Here is a 17,199-nt window from a genome sequence, read left to right as displayed (position 1 = left end):
TTACATTCCGAACCCGGAAGCTAAGCCCTCCAGCGCCGATGGTACTGCACTCGTGAGGGTGTGGGAGAGTAGGACGCCGCCGGACAATCTTCCAGTCGAGGGCCGCCCCATCCGGGTCGGCCCTCGACTGCGTAGCGCCATTGGTGGCGCAATCAGGAAGGATGTACCTGTGAGTTCAGGACCGCAGGGCGGAGATCGTCCCCGTCGTTACGAAGACCGTACTGACGGTGCGGGCGGACGCGACCGCGGCCCACGCCGCGACGACCAAGGCCGGCCCCCGTACCGGGGAGATCGCGACAGCGGCGGTGCCCGAGGCGGATACGCCGGCGGCCGCGACTCTGGCTCCCGTGGTGGTGACCGGGACAGCTCGCGCTCCAGCGCCCCCCGTGAGGGCGGCTACCGCGGCGGTGACCGCCGCGAGGGTGGTTTCCGTGGCGGCGACCGCGACGGCTCGCGCTCCAGCGCTCCGCGCGAAGGTGGCTACCGTGGCGGCGACCGTGATGGGTCACGCTCGGGGGCTCCGCGTGAGGGCGGCTTCCGATCCGGCGCTCCCCGCGAGGGTGGCTTCCGTGGCGGCGACCGGGACGGTTCGCGTTCGGGCGCTCCGCGCGAAGGCGGCTACCGAGGCGGCGACCGCGACGGTGGTTTCCGGGGCGGCGACCGCCGTGAGGGCGGTTTCCGTGGTGGCGACCGTGACGGTTCGCGCTCGGGCGCTCCCCGCGAGGGTGGCTTCCGTGGCGGTGACCGCGATGGCTCGCGCTCGGGTGCTCCGCGTGAGGGTGGTTTCCGTGGTGGTGACCGCCGTGAGGGCGGTTACCAGGGCGGCGACCGCACTCGCTCCGGCCCGCCGCGCGAAGGTGGCTTCCGGGGCGGTGACCGCGACGGTGGTTTCCGGGGCGGCGATCGCCGTGAAGGTGGCTTCCGCGGTGGTGACCGCGAAGGCGGCTTCCGTGGCGGTGACCGGGACGGTTCGCGTTCGGGCCCGCCGCGTGAGGGTGGTTTCCGGGGTGGTGACCGCGACGGTGGTTTCCGGGGCGGCGATCGCCGTGAAGGTGGCTTCCGGGGCGGTGACCGGGACGGTTCGCGTTCGGGCGCTCCGCGTGAGGGCGGTTTCCGCGGTGGTGACCGCGACGGTGGTTTCCGGGGCGGCGATCGCCGTGAGGGCGGTTTCCGGGGCGGCGACCGTGACAGTTCGCGCTCCAGCGCTCCCCGTGAGGGCGGCTTCCGTGGCGGTGACCGGGACGGTTCGCGTTCGGGCCCGCCGCGTGAGGGTGGTTTCCGGGGCGGTGACCGCGACGGTGGTTTCCGGAGCGGCGATCGCCGTGAGGGCGGTTTCCGTGGCGGCGACCGTGACGGCTCGCGTTCGGGTGCTCCGCGTGAGGGCGGTTTCCGCGGTGGTGACCGCGACGGTGGTTTCCGGGGCGGCGACCGCCGTGAAGGCGGTTACCAGGGTGGTGACCGCACTCGCTCCGGACCGCCGCGTGAGGGTGGCTTCCGCGGTGGTGACCGCGACGGTGGCTTCCGTGGCGGCGACCGCCGTGAGGGCGGCTTCCGTGGCGGCGACCGCGACGGCTCGCGCTCGGACGCGCCCCGTGAGGGTGGCTTCCGGGGCGGTGACCGTCGCGAAGGTGGCTTCCGGGGCGGCGACCGGGACGGTTCGCGCTCGGGCGCCCCGCGTGAGGGTGGTTTCCGGGGCGGCGACCGCGAGGGCGGCTACCGGGGCGGCGAGCGTACCGGTGGTTTCCGGTCCGACGAGCGGCCGCGTCGCGAGGGGGAGTTCCGTCGCGATGACCGCGCGGGTGGCTCCGAGTCGTCCGAGGGCGGGCGTAGCTCGGCCCCGGCGCTGCCGGACGACATCGTCGCGACCGATCTCGACAAGGACGTTCGCGCTGAGCTGCTCTCGCTGAACAAGCCGGTCGCCGAGACGGTGGCCCGGCACCTGGTCGCCACTGGGCAGCTGATCGACGAGAACCCGGCCGAGGCGTTGGCGCACGCGCTGGCCGCCCGGCGGCTCGCGTCGCGCATCTCCGCTGTCCGTGAGGCGGTCGGTCTGGCCGCGTACCGGGCGGGAGAGTGGCAGTCGGCGATCGCTGAGCTGCGCACGTACCACCGGATGAGCGGATTGCAGAGCCACCTGGCCGTGCTCGCCGACTGCGAGCGGGCTCTCGGCCGGCCGGAGCGGGCCATTGACCTGTTCCGTGGCGCGGACCGGGAGAAGCTGGACCAGGCCGTGGCGATCGAACTGCTGATCGTCGCCGCCGGCGCGCGTGGTGACCTCGGGCAGAAGGACGCCGCGGTCGCGATGCTCCAGGTTCCGGACCTCACCAACGAGGCCACCGTGCCGTGGACGGCCCGACTGCGGTACGCGTACGCCGACGCGCTGCTCGCGGTGGGTCGGCGCGAGGAGGCCCGCGAATGGTTCTCCCGCGCCGCCGACGTGGACACCGAGGGCGAGACCGACGCCGCCGAGCGGCTGCTCGAACTCGACGGTGTGGTCATCGAGGGTGACGAAGAGGACGAGGCCGCCGAGGAGATCGCCGCAGGCCCGGGCGCTCCCGGTGCGGTGCCGGCCCGACCCGACGCCGACCTGGCCGGCGACACGAACGACGACGAAGACGACGATGACGACGACGACGACGATGAAGATGTCGACGACGACGACGACGACGATGACGACGACGACGATGAAGATGACGACGACGACGATGAAGATGTCGACGACGACGACGATGACGAGGACTTCGACGACGACGAGGACGACGACGCTGTCGGCCGCCCCGCTGACGACGAAGGCTTCGACGACGAGGACGAGGACCGTCACCTCACCGGGAGCGGCAACGCCGACGCGGCCACCAGTGGCGACAGCGGCGTGACGGACCGGGACGCGGCGAATGGCGACGCGGCGAACGCCGACGGGCCCGTGCCGGCCCGGGACGACGAGTCGGGGTCGACGCAGCGGTGAGCGCGGGCGTGGGGGAGCGGCTGGTCGACGGGTACACCCTGGTCGTCTTCGACCTGGACGGCGTGATCTACCTGATCGACCGGCCGATCCCCGGCGCCGTCGACGCGGTGGCCCGGCTGCATTCCGAGGGACGCGCGGTGGCGTACGCCACCAACAACGCGTCGCGCCGGTCCAGCGAGGTCGCGGACCTGCTGACCGGGATGGGCGTGCCGGCCCGACCGGAGGAGGTCCTCACCTCCGCTGCCGCCTCGGCCGAGTTGCTGCGTGACCGGCTGCCCGCCGGCGCGTCGGTGCTGGTGGTCGGCGCGGAGGCGCTGCGCGCGGAGCTGCGCGCGGTCGGCCTGAACCCGGTCACCCAGGCCGATGAGAAGCCGGCGGCGGTGGTGCAGGGGTACGGCCCGCAGGTCGGTTGGGCCGAGCTGGCCGAAGCATCGCTGGCGGTACGGGCGGGTGCGATCTGGATCGCCACCAACACCGATCGGACCCTGCCCAGTGGGCGGGGACCGCTGCCCGGCAACGGGTCGCTGGTCGCCGTGCTGCGGACGGCGCTGGAGCGAGACCCCGACGTGGTGGTCGGCAAGCCGGAGCCGGCGCTGTTCGAGACCGCTGCCCGGCGCAGTGGCGGTGGGCGGAGCCTGGTGGTGGGTGACCGGCTGGACACCGACATCGAGGGTGCCCGCCGGGCCGGGCTGGACAGCCTGCTCGTGCTCACGGGCGTGCACGGCGTACCGGAGCTGCTGGCCGCCGAGCCGAGGCGACGTCCCACGTACGTCGCGAAAGACCTGGCGGGGCTCTTCGACCCGGCTGCCGCCGTGCGGGTCCCGGGCCCGGCGGACGCTGGCGGATGGTCGGTGACCGACCGGGACGGCACGCTGGAGCTGGCCGGGGCCGGTCGGCCGCTGGACGCCCTCGCGGCGCTCTGCGCGGTGGCCTGGTCGGCGTCGGTGCCGGCGCTGCCGAAGATCCGCCCGGTGGGCTCGGACGCGGCCCACGCGGTGGAGAGTTTCGGTCTGACCGCGGCGGCGTGAGCCGGGCGGTCGTCAGAGCAGCTTGCGCAGCTTGAGCAGGTCGAACGGGTTGGCTTTGATCGACACCCGGCGGGAGGTCACCGCGCTGGTGACGTCCAGGTCGCCACGGACCAGGGCGAGCAGGTCGTCGCTGGACGTGTTCAGCGCGATCTTGGCTTTGGGGTCGTCGCCGTCGGTCAGCTCGACCAGTCGGCCGCCGGTGATCCGGCCGTGGAACGCGGTGTCCAGGTCGGTGATCCGGCAGGCCAGCGTCCGATCCAGGTCGATCCGTTCGCGCACGGTCTCGGCGTTGCGATCCAACCGGGCGGCCAGCTCCTGCAACGCCTGCCGGCACTCGTCCACGCTGGCCACATCTCCCCCTCGGTGATCGCCACGCCGTCCTCGGCACCGTACCGCACGGGTCGGTCGGGGGTGCCCGGTAGCGTGACACCTGCACACCCCGCCCCGTGGAAGGACTCAGGCATGCAGGACGCGTGGCGCGCCTACCTCGAGCTGGCCATGGGCCTTGCGGAGGCGCCCCGGAAGAAGGCCCAGGACGTGGCACGTCGCCTCGTCGGCTCCGGCGGCGCGACCGCCGCCCAACTCCAGGCCCTCGGCGAGGAACTGGTCACCACCGGCGCGGCCAACCGGGAGGCGCTGACCAAGCTGGTCCGCTTCGAGGTCGACCGGGCCCTCGGCGCGGTCGGTCTGGCCACCGCCGACGAGGTAGCCGAGCTGACCCGGCGGGTGCACGACCTGGAGCGGCAGCTGCGGGAGGCGCGGTCCACCGAGCCGGCCGAAGCGCCGACCGCCGGCCCCACGCCACAACCCGACCCGACCGTCGCCGCGACGCCCGGCACCGGTCTCGTGCCGTCCGACGCCTCGGCCGGTGCCTCGGTCTCCGCGCCGGTGGCGAAGAAGGCCGTCGCGAAGAAGGCGGTCGCCAAGAAGGCCATCGCCAAGAAGGCGCCGGCGACGATCAGCCGGATGGCCGACGAGGACATCCCGACGCCGGCGGTGATGCCCGCCAAGAAAGCGGCGATTCGCAGGCAGCGGCCGGACGACGCCGAATGACCCGGCCCGGTCCGCCGGTTGGCGGGTCGTTCCCGGCCCGTCCGGGCCCGCCGGTGGGTGCCCGCCCCGGACCGCCGCTGGATCTCGGGGACGACGAGGCACGGCATCCGGCGGTGGACGCCGCCGTGCGGGCCATCGCCAACGCGGCGACGCTCGCTCCCGCCGACCAGATCGCCCAGTACGAGGCGGCCTACGAGACGCTGCGGGAAACCCTCGCCACCATCGACCAGACCTGAGCGGGACGACCAGGCCTGAGCAGACCGGAGAACCACCCATGGCACGTCGTAACCGGCTGGACGCCGAACTCGTCCGCCGCGGTCTGGCCCGCTCCCGTGAGCAGGCCGCCGCGTTGGTGGAGGCCGGCCGGGTCCAACTGCGGGGCGTGGTCGCCCGCAAGGCGGCCGCTATGGTCGACCCCGCCGACCCGCTCCTGGTCACCGGTGCGGACCCGGCTGAGGAGTACGTCTCGCGAGGCGGGCACAAGCTTGCCGGCGCGCTGGCCGCGTTCGCCCCCGGTGGGCTGCACGTGGCCGGGCGGCGTTGCCTGGACGCGGGAGCGTCGACCGGTGGGTTCACCGACGTGCTGCTGCGCGCCGACGCGGCGGAGGTGGTGGCCGTGGACGTCGGCTACGGGCAGCTCGCCTGGCCGCTGCGGACGAACGAGCGGGTCCGCGTCCTGGAGCGCACGAATGTCCGTAGCCTCGATGCGGACGCGATCGGCGGCCAGGTCGATCTCACGGTGGCCGACCTGTCGTTCATCTCGCTGCGACTGGTGCTGCCGGCGTTGGCCGGCTGCACCCGCGACGACGGTGACCTGGCACTGATGGTCAAGCCGCAGTTCGAGGTCGGCAAGGACCGGGTCGGCGCCGGCGGGGTGGTCCGCGATCCGGAGCTGCGCGCCGAAGCGGTGCTGGACGTGGCGGCGGCGGCCGCGCGGCTCGGCCTCGGGCTGGCCGACGTGGCGGCCAGCCCGCTGCCCGGGCCCAGCGGCAACGTGGAGTTCTTCGTATGGTTGCGCCGGGGCGCACCAGCGGCCGACCCGGAGCGGGTGCGGGCCGTGGTGGCGGCCGGGCCGGACGGCTCGACGACGGCCGGCGCGGTGCCGGGCGCGGCGGCGGAGGAGGTCGCAGGGTGAACGCGTGCAGTGAGGGCGCCGCAGTGGGCCGGGCGGTGACACGCGGCCGGGCCGAGGTGTCGGCTTCGATGACGCGCCGTGGCCCGGTTCGGCGTGGGCGGGTGGCCCGATGAGCCGGACCGCGCTGCTGGTGACCCACACCGGTCGTCGGCGTAGCACGGAGCACGCCCGGTCGGTCGCCGCCGACCTGATCGACGCCGGTTTCGAGGTACGGGTGGTCGCCGACGAGGCCGAGGACCTCGACCTGCCGGGCGTGGTGCCGGTCGCCGGCCCGCAGGCCGCCGAGGGCGCCGAGATCGTCTTCGCGCTCGGTGGGGACGGCACCTTCCTGCGCGCCGCCGAGCTGGCCCGACCCGCGAAGGCGCCGCTGCTCGGCATCAACCTCGGCAAGGTGGGCTTCCTGGCGGAGGCGGAGATCGACGATCTGGACACCGCCGTCCGGGACGTCGTCGGCCGTAACTACACGGTCGATGAGCGGCTGACCCTGGACGTCACGGCAGAGTTCGACGGTGGGCCGACCATCGAGTCCTGGGCGTTGAACGAGATCAGCATCGAGAAGGGCGAGCGGGCCCAGATGCTGGAGCTGCTCGTCGACGTGGACGGTCGTCCGCTGTCGCGGTACGGCTGCGACGGTGTCGTCTGCGCCACGCCCACCGGTTCCACCGCGTACGCGTTCTCCGGTGGCGGCCCCGTGGTCTGGCCGGAGGTGGAGGCGCTGCTGCTGGTGCCGATCAGCGCGCACGCGTTGTTCAGCCGCCCGTTGGTGACGGCCCCGACGTCCACCTTCGTGATCACCGTCGACCCGTTCACGACCCTCGCCGTGCTCTCCTGCGACGGCCGGCGTGTCTACGACCTGCCGCCGGGCGCGCGGGTGACGGTGCGTCGGGGTGCGCTGCCGGTACGCATCGTGCGGCTGCGCCCTCGTCCGTTCACCGACCGGCTGGTGGCCAAGTTCGGTCTGCCCGTGCACGGTTGGCGTGGCAGCCGGCGGTGACGGTGGTGCACACGGTCGGTGGATGTCAGTTGTCCACCTGACGACATGTCGCCGCTGCGGCGGCGGGCGACTAGTGACCTGGTGACACGCTCCGACGCAGACTCCGATCGGCCCTCATCTACGGATGGCGGGCCTGGAGGAGTAGAGGAGCCCATCGCATGCACTGGTCCCCACGCTGGCTCGCCGTCGGCGCGGTCGGCGCGTTGGTGGTCGGCGTCGCCGCACCGGCGTCCGCCGACCCGCCCGCCCGGCCCACCGGCCCGACGTCGGGCACGCCCGCCCAGCACGCACCCGTCCGTATCACGCTGATCACCGGCGACCAGGTCGACCTGGTGCAGGCGGCACCCGGTCGGGTCGCCGCCACCGTGCACCCCGGCCCGGGGCGCGACCGGATCGCCTTCCAGACTGTCGAGGCCGACGGCGGGTTGCGGGTGCTGCCCAGCGACGTCATGCCGTACCTCGCCGCGGGGGTGCTCGACCCCGACCTGTTCGACGTGCAGGAGTTGGCGGCCGACGGGTACGGCGACGCCGCGCAGGGCGCGTTGCCGCTGATCGTCCGCTATCAGGAGCCGGCCGCCGGACGGGTCCGGCCGTTGGCCGGCGCGACCGACGCGCGTCCGCTGGAGAGCATCAACGGCGCGGCGCTGCGGGTCGGCAAGGGTGACCTGGGTGGCCTGTGGACGTCGCTGCGCGGCGCGCCCGGGGAGCGGGTGACCGCCGGTTCGCCGGCCCGGCTCGGGGCCGGTGTCGCGCGCATCTGGCTGGACGGGAAGGTCCGCCCGACGCTGGAGCACAGCGTGCCGCAGATCGGCGCTCCGATCGCCTGGGCCGCCGGCCGCGACGGTGCCGGCGTGAAGGTGGCGGTGCTCGACACCGGCGTCGACGCCACCCACCCCGATCTGGCCGGTCGGGTCGCCGAGGCGCAGGACTTCTCCGGCAGCGGCAGCGCCCGCGACGGGCACGGCCACGGCACCCACGTGGCCGCCACCATCGCGGGCAGCGGGGCGGCGTCCGACGGGTTGCGCAAGGGCGTGGCCCCGGGTGCGCGGTTGCTGGTCGGCAAGGTGCTCGACGATGGTGGCTCCGGCTACAGCTCGTCGATCATCGCGGGCATGGAGTGGGCCGCCCACTCCGGCGCGAAGGTGGTCAGCATGAGCCTCGGTGGCGACCCGACCGACGGCACCGACCCGATGAGCCAGGCGGTGAACGACCTGACCGCTGAGACCGGCGCGCTGTTCGTGGTCGCCGCCGGCAACTCGGGTGCCGCGCGGACCGTCGGTGCGCCCGGCGCGGCCGCGGCGGCGCTGACCGTCGGCGCGGTGGACCGTGCCGACGAGCTGGCGGAGTTCTCCAGCCGGGGCCCGCGCCTCGGCGACAACGGCCTGAAGCCCGAGATCACCGCGCCGGGCGTGGGCATCGTCGCCGCCCGGGCCGCCGGCACCGCCATGGGTACGCCGGTGGACGACGCGTACACGACCGCGTCCGGCACCTCGATGGCCACTCCGCACGTGGCTGGGGCGGCGGCGATCCTCGCCCAGGAACACCCCGACTGGTCCGCCGCGAAGCTCAAGGACGCGCTGGTCAGCACCACGAGGGCGAACCCGGCGCTGACCGTTTTCGAGCAGGGTGCCGGTCGGGTCGACGTGGCCCGCGCACTCGGGCAGCGGGTGTACTCCTCCGGCACCGCTGACTTCGGCCGGCTCAGCACCGGTGGCGTGCCGGTCGAGCGGGCCGTGACGTACACCAACGGTGGCACGGCCCCGCAGACCCTGCGGTTGGCCCTGGAGCTGCGCAACCTGGACACCCGTGCGGCCGAGACCGACGGGGTCACGGTCGGCGGCGTCGAGGTGACGGTGCCGGCCGGCGGCAGCGTCGCCGTGCCGTTGCGGGCGGACCCGGCGAAGCTGGACCGGGGTGTGCACAGCGGGTGGCTGGTGGCCACCGGCGCGGACGGCGTCGCCGTGCGCACCGCTGTCGCGCTCACCCTCAGCGGCCCGCTGCACACCGTGACCGTGCGGGCGCTGGACATGCAGGGCCAGCCGGGTCTCGCGTCGGTGCTCACCCTCTTCGGTGAGCAGCCCGAATCCGACTGGCTCGGGTGGGTCGGCGGCGAGGTGCAACTCCAGGTCGAGGAGGGCCCCTACCTGGTCCAGGCGTTGATCGAGCACGGTGCCCCGCTGGACGAGCAGATCACCCTGGTCACCGACCCGGAGCTGCTCGTCGACCGGGACCTCACGGTGGTGCTCGACCCGCGCAAGGGCACCCCGGTGCGGATCGAGACGCCGAAGCCCTCCGAGCAGCGCTCGACGATCAGCTTCTACGAGCACCGGGTCTTCGGCAACGGCCGGCAGGTCGACCACGGTGTGATGACCTTCAGCACCATCCAGCAGGTCAACGTCCCCCCGACCCGTGCGGTACGCCAGGGCGAGTTCGAGTTCGCGTCGCGCTGGCAGTTGGTCGCGCCGATGGTGGACGCGACGATCAGCGGGGTGTCCGGTCCGTTGGACATCAACCTGATGGGCTACTCGCCGGCGACGGCCGAGCGGCGCAAGCTGCCGCTGGTCTGGGCCGGCACCGGCACCCCCGCCGAGCTGACCCGGGTGCGCGGCGCCGCGGCGCTGCTCACCAGCACCCCGGACGCTTCGGAGGAGGAGCAGATCGCGGCGGCGGCGGCCGCTGGCGCGAAGGTGGCGCTGATCGTCCGACCGGCCGACCAGAGCGCGTGGACGTCGTGGACCCCGTTGGGTGACCGGCTGCCGATCCCGTCGATGGCGGTGGCGTACGACGACGGGCAGAAGATCATCGCGGCGGTCCGGAAGCGTCACACGACGCTGGACCTGACGTTGACGGTGGAGAGTCCGTACCTGTACGACGTGTGGCAGGTCTCGACGGGCCGGGTCCCGGAGCGGATCCTGCACAAGGTCACCGACCGCAACACCGCCGAGGTGACCACCCACTACGGGAACGTCGGCGGGGAGTGGGCCAGCGAGCAGCGGTTCGGGTGGCGTCCGTGGCAGGACACCTCCTGGAACGACAACCAGCGGCTGGTCCGTACCGGCACCACCCGACGGGAGTTCGTCAGCTCCGGGGACAACTGGTGGCAGCAACGGGTGTTGCACAAGGTCATGTTCATGCAGTGGGGGCAGCTGACGGGTGGTCTGACCCAGCAGCCGCGGCGTTACGCCGCCGACGACCGGGTGACCGAGACCTGGCACGCGCCGGTGCTCCGCCCGGCCGTCCCGGCCAGCGGTGCGCCGGTGCCCACCCGCACCGGTGACAACCTGGAGTTGCGGGTGCCCGAGTTCGTCGACGCCGAGGGGCACTACAGCGTGGCCGGCGAGAGTGAGGAGTCGGACACCGTCACGGCCCGGGTCAGCCGCAACGGGCAGCAGATCGCGGACCTCTCCGAGGGGTGGGCGTCGGTGCCCACGACCGCCGGGGCCGCCCGGTACCGCCTGGACGTGACCACCCAGCGGTCCTCGGTCGAGTGGCGTTACGGCACGCGGACAAGCACGGCCTGGGAGTTCGCCTCGGCCCGACCGGCGGGCGACGCCGCCACGCCGTTGTCGCTGCTCCAGGTGGACTACCGGGTGCCGGCCGACCTGCGCGGCACGGTCCGCGGCAACCGGCCGCACCAGCTCGGGCTGACCCTGCGGCAGCCGGCCGGGGCGCCGAGGCCGACCGGTGCCAGCGTCCGGGTGCAGGTCTCCTTCGACGGGGGCGTCACCTGGCGCAATGCGCCGACCACGGGGTCGGGCACCCGCTACACCGCTACCGTGCCGGCGGGGCGCGGAACGGTGTCGCTGCGGGTGCGTGCCGCCGACCGGGTCGGGAACACCGTCGACCAGACGGTGCTCCAGGCGTACGGTCTGCGGTGATCGGGCGGGGCGGGGCGGCCTGGCCGTCCCGCCCCTGCCGGACGGGGGTCCGCCGTCGGTCGACGGCGGACCCTCGACGCGTCAGAGCCAGCCGCGTCGGGCCACCTGGAACGCCAACCCGGGCCGGGTGTCCACGCCGGCGGCGGCCATCAGGTCGGCGATGCGCCGTTGCACGGTCCGCCGGCTCACCCCGAGCTGGGAGGCGATGGACTTGTCCGGTACGCCCGCCACGAACAGCGACAGCAGCCGGGCCTCGTCGGCGTCGGGTTGGTAACCGTCGCCCGGCTGGTCCGCGGGCGCCGGCCGTCGAGGCTCGGGGGCCGCGACGGCGAGGGGGTCGTCGAGGCGCAGCCGGGTGGCGACCCGCCAGTGGCTCTCGAAGAGGGCGAGCAGTGCGTCGAGCAGTTGACTGCGACCGATCACGGCGGCGCTCGGTTCGCCGCCGTCGCGGTCGGGCACCAACGGGCAGATGGCGGTGCGGGCGTCCACGATGGCCAGTCGGACCGGCAGCCGGTCCAGGACGCGGGCCTGTTCCCCGGCGGCGACCCCCTTGGCCAGGTCGGCCAACGCGCCCGGTTCCAGCAGCAGGTCACGTTCGTAGATGGCCCGGTAGCTCACCCCACGGGCCAGCGCGTCGAACTCCTCGACGTTCTCCGGGCCGGCCATGGCGAGGGGGTTGGCCCGGCAGAACCAGAGCACCTCGGTACGCGCCGAGTTCTGCAGGTCACGCAGACGGTCCCGAAGGACCCGGGCGCCGGTGATCACCTCGACCAGATGGTCGACGTGGTGGCGGCGCAGCCCGGAGCGGTACTCCTCGGCCAGTTGGGTGACGAGTCGGCGGGCCGACTCCAGGTCCTCCTGACGCCGCAGCAGCGTCGCGCCGAGGGCGACGTCCGGGGCGGTCGGTCGCAGCGGGGCGTCCGGGTCGGTGTCGCTGCGCTGCACGAGGCCCTTGCCGCGCAGTGCCTCGACCTGGGCGGCGACCTGCTCCCGGGGTCGGTGCAGGCGACGGGCCAACTCGTCGATGCGGGCCGTGGTGAGCTGGAGCAGGCAGCGGTAGAGCTCCTCCTCAGCCGAGGTCAGGCCGATCACGTCCAACACGGGGCAGAACTGTACGTCGGCCGGGTACGGGCCTGACCCGGGCCCGTCGGCTGGTCAAGTGTCGGGCCTCGCGTCTACTGTCGGTGGCTGTGCTGGAAGAGCTGCGCATCACCGGACTGGGCGTCATCGAGGACACCACGCTGCCGTTGACCGGCGGCATGAACGTCATCACCGGCGAGACCGGTGCGGGTAAGACGATGGTGGTCACCGGCCTCGGCCTGCTGTTCGGCGGCCGGGCCGACGCCGGGCGGGTCCGTGCCCAACCCGGTCGGGCGGTGGTGGAGGGGCGGCTGCGGCTGCACGGGCGGGTCGGCGACGCCGTGCACGCGCGGATCGTCGAGGCCGGCGGGGAGCCCGACGAGGACGGCTCGGTGCTGTTGAGCCGCACGGTGACGGTGGAGGGGCGCTCGCGCGCCCACGTCGGTGGTCGGAGCATGCCGGTGTCGATGCTCGGTGAGGTCGGCGAGCAGGCGGTGGCCGTGCACGGCCAGTCCGACCAACTGCGGTTGCTGCGCCCGGCCGAGCAGCGGGCCGCGCTGGACCGGTTCGCCGGCCCGGCGCACGAGAAGCTGCTCGACGCGCTGCGCGACGCGTACACGGGGTGGCGTCGGGTCGTCGACGACCTGGCGGATCGTCGGCGCAACGCCCGCGAGCGCAACCAGGAGGCCGACCTGCTGCGGTTGGGCCTCGACGAGATCACCCGGGTCGATCCGCAGCCCGGTGAGGACGACGAGCTGAAGACCGAGGCGCAGCGGCTGGAGCATGCCGAGGGTCTGCGGACGGCCGCGCAGATCGCCCAGCAGTGTGTGGCCGGTGGTGCGGAGGCCGCCGAGGAGACCCCGGACGCGGCGGCGTTGCTCGGCACCGCGCGGCGGACCCTGGAGGCGCAGTCCGGCACCGATCCGGCGCTCGGTGAGCTGGCGGCCCGCCTGGAGGAGGCGGCCACCCTGGTCACCGACGTGTCCGCGGAGCTGTCGGCGTACCTGGCGACGCTGGACGCGGACCCGGCCCGGTTGCAGCACGTCTATGAGCGGCGGGCGGCGCTGCGCGCGTTGACCCGCAAGTACGCCGACGACGTCGACGGGGTGATCGCCTGGGCTGATCGGGCGCGTACCCGACTGTCCGATCTGGACATGTCCGACGACGTGCTCGACGAGTTGGAGCGGGAGGGCCAGCGGCTCGCCGTGGAGGTGGCCGATCTGGCCGGGCGGGTGTCGACCTCCCGGCAGGAGGCGGCGGTCCGCTTCGCCGACCAGGTCACCGTCGAGCTGGCCGGGCTGGCCATGCCGCACGCGCGGATCGAGGTGGCGGTGCTGCCGCGTCCGGCCGGGCGGGCCGAGCCGACGCTGGCGGTCAACGGGGTCGAGGTGGGTGTCACGCCGGACGGCGGTGACGAGGTGGAGCTGCGGTTGCTGGCCCACCCTGGCGCGCCGTCGTTGCCGTTGCAGCGCGGTGCCTCCGGCGGTGAGTTGTCCCGGGTGATGCTCGCCATCGAGGTCGTGTTCGCCGGCTCCGGTGGCCCGCCCACGTTGGTGTTCGACGAGGTCGACGCGGGGGTCGGCGGGCAGGCGGCGGTGGAGATCGGCCGCCGGTTGGCGCGGTTGGCCCGCAGCCACCAGGTGCTGGTGGTCACGCACCTGCCGCAGGTGGCCGCGTTCGCCGACCGGCACCTGGTGGTGGCGAAGGACACGGGCGGCGCGGTGACGACCAGCGGGGTGCGCGTGGTGGAGGACACCGAGCGGGCGCGGGAGTTGGCGCGCATGCTGGCGGGTTTGCCCGATTCGGATCTGGGTATCGCCCATGCCGAGGAGCTTCTGGCAGTGGCCGCCAAGGAAAGGCGGTTGTGACGCCGCGTATTGTGAGCGCAAGCACACCGGCTTGTGCCGGTGTGTGCTTCCCTGGGTAGGCGGCCCTGCTCAGGCATGTCGCGACAGAAAAGCCTGCCTCACATGCCAGGATGGTCACGATGCGTCTACCCACGTTGCGCCGGAACCGGAACGCCGAACCGGGCAGAGTCCTCGGCACCGCGCGCCTTGATCGCCGGACGAAACGCCTGGTCGGTCGGCTGCGCCCCGGTGACATCGCGGTCATCGACCACGTCGACCTGGACCGGGTGGCGGCCGACTCGCTCGTCGCCGTCGGGGTCGCGGCGGTGCTCAACGCCAAGCCGTCGGTCTCCGGTCGTTACCCGAACCTGGGCCCGGAGGTGCTGATCGCCGCCGGGATTCCGCTCCTGGACGACCTGGGGGAGAGTGTCTTCGAGCGCATCCGCGAGGGCGACCAGGTGCGCATCGAGGGCAACACGGTCTTCGCCGGTGACGAGCCGGTGGCGCACGGCAGCCTTCAGGACGCCGAGTCGGTCGGCAAGGCGATGGCGGACGCCCGGGAGGGTCTGTCGGTGCAGTTGGAGGCGTTCGCCGCCAACACGATGGACTACCTGCGTCAGGAACGCGACCTGCTGCTCGACGGTGTCGGTGTGCCGGACATCGAGACCCAGATGCAGGGTCGGCACTGCCTGATCGTGGTGCGCGGCTACGACTACAAGGCAGACCTGGACGTGCTGCGCCCGTACATCCGGGAGTTCAAGCCGGTGCTCATCGGCGTCGACGGCGGCGCGGACGCCCTGGTCGAGGCCGGCTACACCCCCGACATGATCATCGGGGACATGGATTCGGTCACCGACGACGTGCTGCGCTGCGGCGCCGAGGTGATCGTGCACGCGTACCCGGACGGGCGCGCGCCGGGCCTGCCCCGGGTCAACGGCCTCGGTGTGCCGGCCATCACGTTCCCGGCCGCGGCGACCAGCGAGGACCTGGCCATGCTGCTGGCCGACGAGAAGGGCGCCTCGCTGTTGGTGGCGGTCGGCACCCACGCGACCCTCGTCGAGTTCCTCGACAAGGGTCGCGGCGGGATGGCCTCGACGTTCCTGACCCGGCTGAAGGTCGGCGGCAAGCTGGTCGACGCCAAGGGCGTGAGCCGGCTCTACCGGCAGAGCATCTCCGGCTCGTCGCTGCTGCTGCTGGTGCTGTCGGCGATCGCGGCGATGGCGTCCGCGGTGGCCGTGTCGACAGTCGGGAAGGCGTACCTGGGCGTGGTCGCCGAGTGGTGGGACAATTTCGTGTTCCAGCTGTACCGGCTCTTCTAGTTCCCGACCGATCAAGAGGCTGCAAGCGTGATCAACTTCCGCTACCACGTGGTGTCCCTCACCGCGGTCTTCCTGGCTCTGGCGATCGGGCTGGTGGTCGGCACAGCCGCCCTCAACGGCCCGGTCGCCGACTCGCTCGAGGGGCAGGTCACCGGGCTGCGCAAGGACAACCAACACTGGCGTCAGACGGTCAGCAACATGGAGAAGCAACTCGCGCTGGAAGAGGAGTTCGCCGAGGAGACCGCTCAGATTCTCCTGCCCGGCACCCTCACCGGGCGTCGGGTCGTGGTGCTCAGCCTGCCCAACGGGCGCGACCACACCGAGGGCGTGCTCAAGAAGCTCCAGCTCGGCGGGGCGACCATCACCGGCCAGGTCGACCTGCAGGACAAGTTCATCAACCCGGACAACAACTCCAACCTGCTGGAGTTGGCCGTCACCGCCGCCCGCCCGACCGCGCAGACCACCGGCCTGCCGGGCAACGGGCACGGCGTGGAGACCTCCAGCGCGCTGCTGGCCAGCGTCCTGCTGGACCGGCCCCAGGGCGTCGCGCCGGTCAGCGACGCCGACCGGCGGGCGGTGCTCGCCGCGTACAACAACGCCGGTTACCTGACCACCGACAGCAACAAGGTGACCGCCTCGGCGGAGGCGGTCGTCGTGGTCAGCGGCCAGCCGTACGTCGACAAGGACTCCGACAAGCGGGACGAGTCGGTGGTCAAGGTCGCGGAGCAGTTCGACCGCACCGGTTCGATCGTGGTGGCCGGCAACGGTTCGGTCGGCGGCAACCTGGTCGGCGTGGTGCGCGGCGACCCGGTGCTCGCCCAGACCATCTCCACGGTCGACAACGCCAACACCGTGCAGGGCCAGGTGGTCACCACCCTCGCCCTGGTGCAGCAACTCACCGAGAAGAAGGCCGGGCAGTACGGCGTCGGCGACAACGCCGCGTCGCTGCTGCCTAGACTGCCCCAGTGAGCGAACGACGTACCCCCGTGTCCGGATCCGACCAGGTGACGCGTGACCGAGCCGGCGAGGTGACGGCGTGAGCGCCCTGGGTCGGCTGTTGATCGCCGGCGCGGGCGCCGCGGCGGCCCGCTACGCGTTGCGTGAGGCGCGCACCTCGCCGGCCGGGCCCGCGTTGGACCGCACCAACTTCCGTGGCCGCACGGTGAGCCTGGCCGCCGGGCCGGCGCTCGCCGCCGGCGCTGCCGCCGCCGGCGCGTTCGGTGCCACCGGCGGCGCCGCCGGTGGGGCCGCCCTGGTCGCCGGTCTCGGCGCGGGCGGTGTCGGCCTGTACGACGACGTGGTCGGCGCGCGGCCGGAGCAGAAGGCGGCCAAGGGTTTCGCCGGGCACCTCGCCGCGCTGCGCGAGGGGCGCGTCACCGCCGGTCTGGTCAAGGTTGTCGGGGTGGGCGCCGTCGGGCTGGGCGCCGCCGCGCTGCTCGCCGCCGACCCCCGGGTCGCCGCGCACCCGCGCCGGCAGCGGCACGGTGCGTTCGGCCGGGGCGTCGACGTGCTGCTCGGCGCCGGTGTGATCGCCGGCACGGCCAACCTGCTCAACCTGCTCGACCTGCGGCCGGGCCGCGCCCTCAAGTCCGGGCTGCTGCTCGCGGCGCCGCTGACCGGCGGCCCGCAGGGCGGTATCGCCGCGGGCGCGGCGGGCGCCGCCGCCGGTCTGCTCCGTGACGACCTGGCCGAGGACGTGATGCTCGGCGACAGTGGCGCGAACGCGCTCGGGGCGGTGCTCGGCGTCGCGCTCGCCGCCCGGACCGGCCCGCTCGGCCGGGCCGGTCTGCTCGCCGTCCTGGCCGGGCTCACCGCCGCCAGCGAGAAGGTCAGCTTCACCGCGGTGATCCAGCGGACCCCGGGGCTTCGCGAGCTCGACGCACTGGGCCGACGCGCCGACTGA

At 73.5% G+C, this 17,199-nt stretch carries 14 protein-coding genes and 1 rRNA gene; 12 read left to right on the top strand and 3 right to left on the bottom strand.

Annotated elements, in window-relative coordinates:
- A 5S ribosomal RNA gene (gene rrf / locus ACIBEF_RS30110) occupies positions 1-85 on the top strand; the annotation flags it as partial.
- A 420-nt stretch (positions 86-505) separates the two neighbouring features.
- Here the strand turns inward: rrf and ACIBEF_RS30105 are convergent.
- Positions 506-1,939, bottom strand: coding sequence for a hypothetical protein (locus tag ACIBEF_RS30105; protein ID WP_396796712.1), 1,434 nt, complete (start codon positions 1,937-1,939; stop codon positions 506-508).
- Between ACIBEF_RS30105 and ACIBEF_RS30100 the strand changes: the two genes are divergently transcribed.
- The gene (locus tag ACIBEF_RS30100) at positions 1,928-2,962 is read left to right on the top strand and encodes a tetratricopeptide repeat protein (protein WP_396796711.1); all 1,035 of its coding nucleotides are present in this window, start codon (positions 1,928-1,930) and stop codon (positions 2,960-2,962) included. The two genes, ACIBEF_RS30105 and ACIBEF_RS30100, sit on opposite strands and share 12 nt — an antisense overlap.
- Positions 2,959-3,990 carry an HAD-IIA family hydrolase gene (locus ACIBEF_RS30095; protein WP_396796709.1) on the top strand — a complete coding sequence of 344 codons (1,032 nt, stop codon included), beginning with the start codon at positions 2,959-2,961 and terminating at the stop codon, positions 3,988-3,990. Before ACIBEF_RS30100 ends, ACIBEF_RS30095 begins: the two co-directional genes overlap by 4 nt.
- A 12-nt stretch (positions 3,991-4,002) precedes the next feature.
- Here ACIBEF_RS30095 and ACIBEF_RS30090 read toward each other — a convergent pair whose 3' ends face one another.
- Positions 4,003-4,341, bottom strand: a complete 339-nt coding sequence (locus ACIBEF_RS30090) for an SCP2 sterol-binding domain-containing protein (RefSeq protein ID WP_396796708.1) — start codon at positions 4,339-4,341, stop codon at positions 4,003-4,005.
- 111 nt (positions 4,342-4,452) lie between these two features.
- Here ACIBEF_RS30090 and ACIBEF_RS30085 point away from each other — a divergent pair, with 111 nt between their 5' ends.
- The 5 genes from ACIBEF_RS30085 (at position 4,453) to ACIBEF_RS30065 (ending at position 11,050) form a co-directional block, all read left to right on the top strand.
- Positions 4,453-5,043: a phasin family protein gene (locus ACIBEF_RS30085; protein ID WP_396796707.1), complete on the top strand. Its 591-nt coding sequence runs from the start codon at positions 4,453-4,455 to the stop codon at positions 5,041-5,043.
- On the top strand, positions 5,040-5,279 hold the full coding sequence (locus ACIBEF_RS30080; RefSeq protein ID WP_396796705.1) for a hypothetical protein: 240 nt from the start codon (positions 5,040-5,042) through the stop codon (positions 5,277-5,279). Before ACIBEF_RS30085 ends, ACIBEF_RS30080 begins: the two co-directional genes overlap by 4 nt.
- Before the next feature lie 38 nt (positions 5,280-5,317).
- A complete protein-coding gene (locus ACIBEF_RS30075) occupies positions 5,318-6,178 on the top strand; it encodes a TlyA family RNA methyltransferase (protein ID WP_396796704.1) in 861 nt (286 codons plus the stop codon).
- A gap of 109 nt (positions 6,179-6,287) precedes the next feature.
- Positions 6,288-7,172 (top strand): NAD kinase, encoded by an 885-nt coding sequence (locus ACIBEF_RS30070; RefSeq protein ID WP_357356980.1) that lies wholly within the window; start codon positions 6,288-6,290, stop codon positions 7,170-7,172.
- A 158-nt stretch (positions 7,173-7,330) separates the two neighbouring features.
- On the top strand, positions 7,331-11,050 hold the full coding sequence (locus tag ACIBEF_RS30065) for a S8 family serine peptidase (RefSeq protein WP_396796702.1): 3,720 nt from the start codon (positions 7,331-7,333) through the stop codon (positions 11,048-11,050).
- An 81-nt stretch (positions 11,051-11,131) separates the two neighbouring features.
- On the opposite strand, the gene ACIBEF_RS30060 is transcribed toward ACIBEF_RS30065, so the two are convergent.
- Positions 11,132-12,151 (bottom strand): helix-turn-helix domain-containing protein, encoded by a 1,020-nt coding sequence (locus tag ACIBEF_RS30060; protein ID WP_396796700.1) that lies wholly within the window; start codon positions 12,149-12,151, stop codon positions 11,132-11,134.
- Positions 12,152-12,240: 89 nt separating this feature from the next.
- Between ACIBEF_RS30060 and recN the strand changes: the two genes are divergently transcribed.
- From recN to ACIBEF_RS30040, 4 genes are all read left to right on the top strand, one after another.
- The gene (gene recN, locus ACIBEF_RS30055; protein ID WP_396796718.1) at positions 12,241-13,998 is read left to right on the top strand and encodes a DNA repair protein RecN; all 1,758 of its coding nucleotides are present in this window, start codon (positions 12,241-12,243) and stop codon (positions 13,996-13,998) included.
- Between the two features lie 119 nt (positions 13,999-14,117).
- A complete protein-coding gene (steA, locus tag ACIBEF_RS30050) occupies positions 14,118-15,296 on the top strand; it encodes a putative cytokinetic ring protein SteA (protein ID WP_396796698.1) in 1,179 nt (392 codons plus the stop codon).
- Between the two features lie 27 nt (positions 15,297-15,323).
- Complete coding sequence (locus ACIBEF_RS30045; RefSeq protein ID WP_396796697.1) at positions 15,324-16,265, top strand: copper transporter; 942 nt, start codon at positions 15,324-15,326, stop codon at positions 16,263-16,265.
- A 67-nt stretch (positions 16,266-16,332) separates the two neighbouring features.
- Complete coding sequence (locus tag ACIBEF_RS30040; RefSeq protein WP_396796695.1) at positions 16,333-17,199, top strand: hypothetical protein; 867 nt, start codon at positions 16,333-16,335, stop codon at positions 17,197-17,199.

Source organism: Micromonospora sp. NPDC050795 (assembly GCF_044456785.1).
Classification (GTDB): domain Bacteria; phylum Actinomycetota; class Actinomycetes; order Mycobacteriales; family Micromonosporaceae; genus Micromonospora.
Note: the sequence above shows the minus strand (reverse complement) of the source record. Positions and strands in the feature narration are given on the sequence as shown.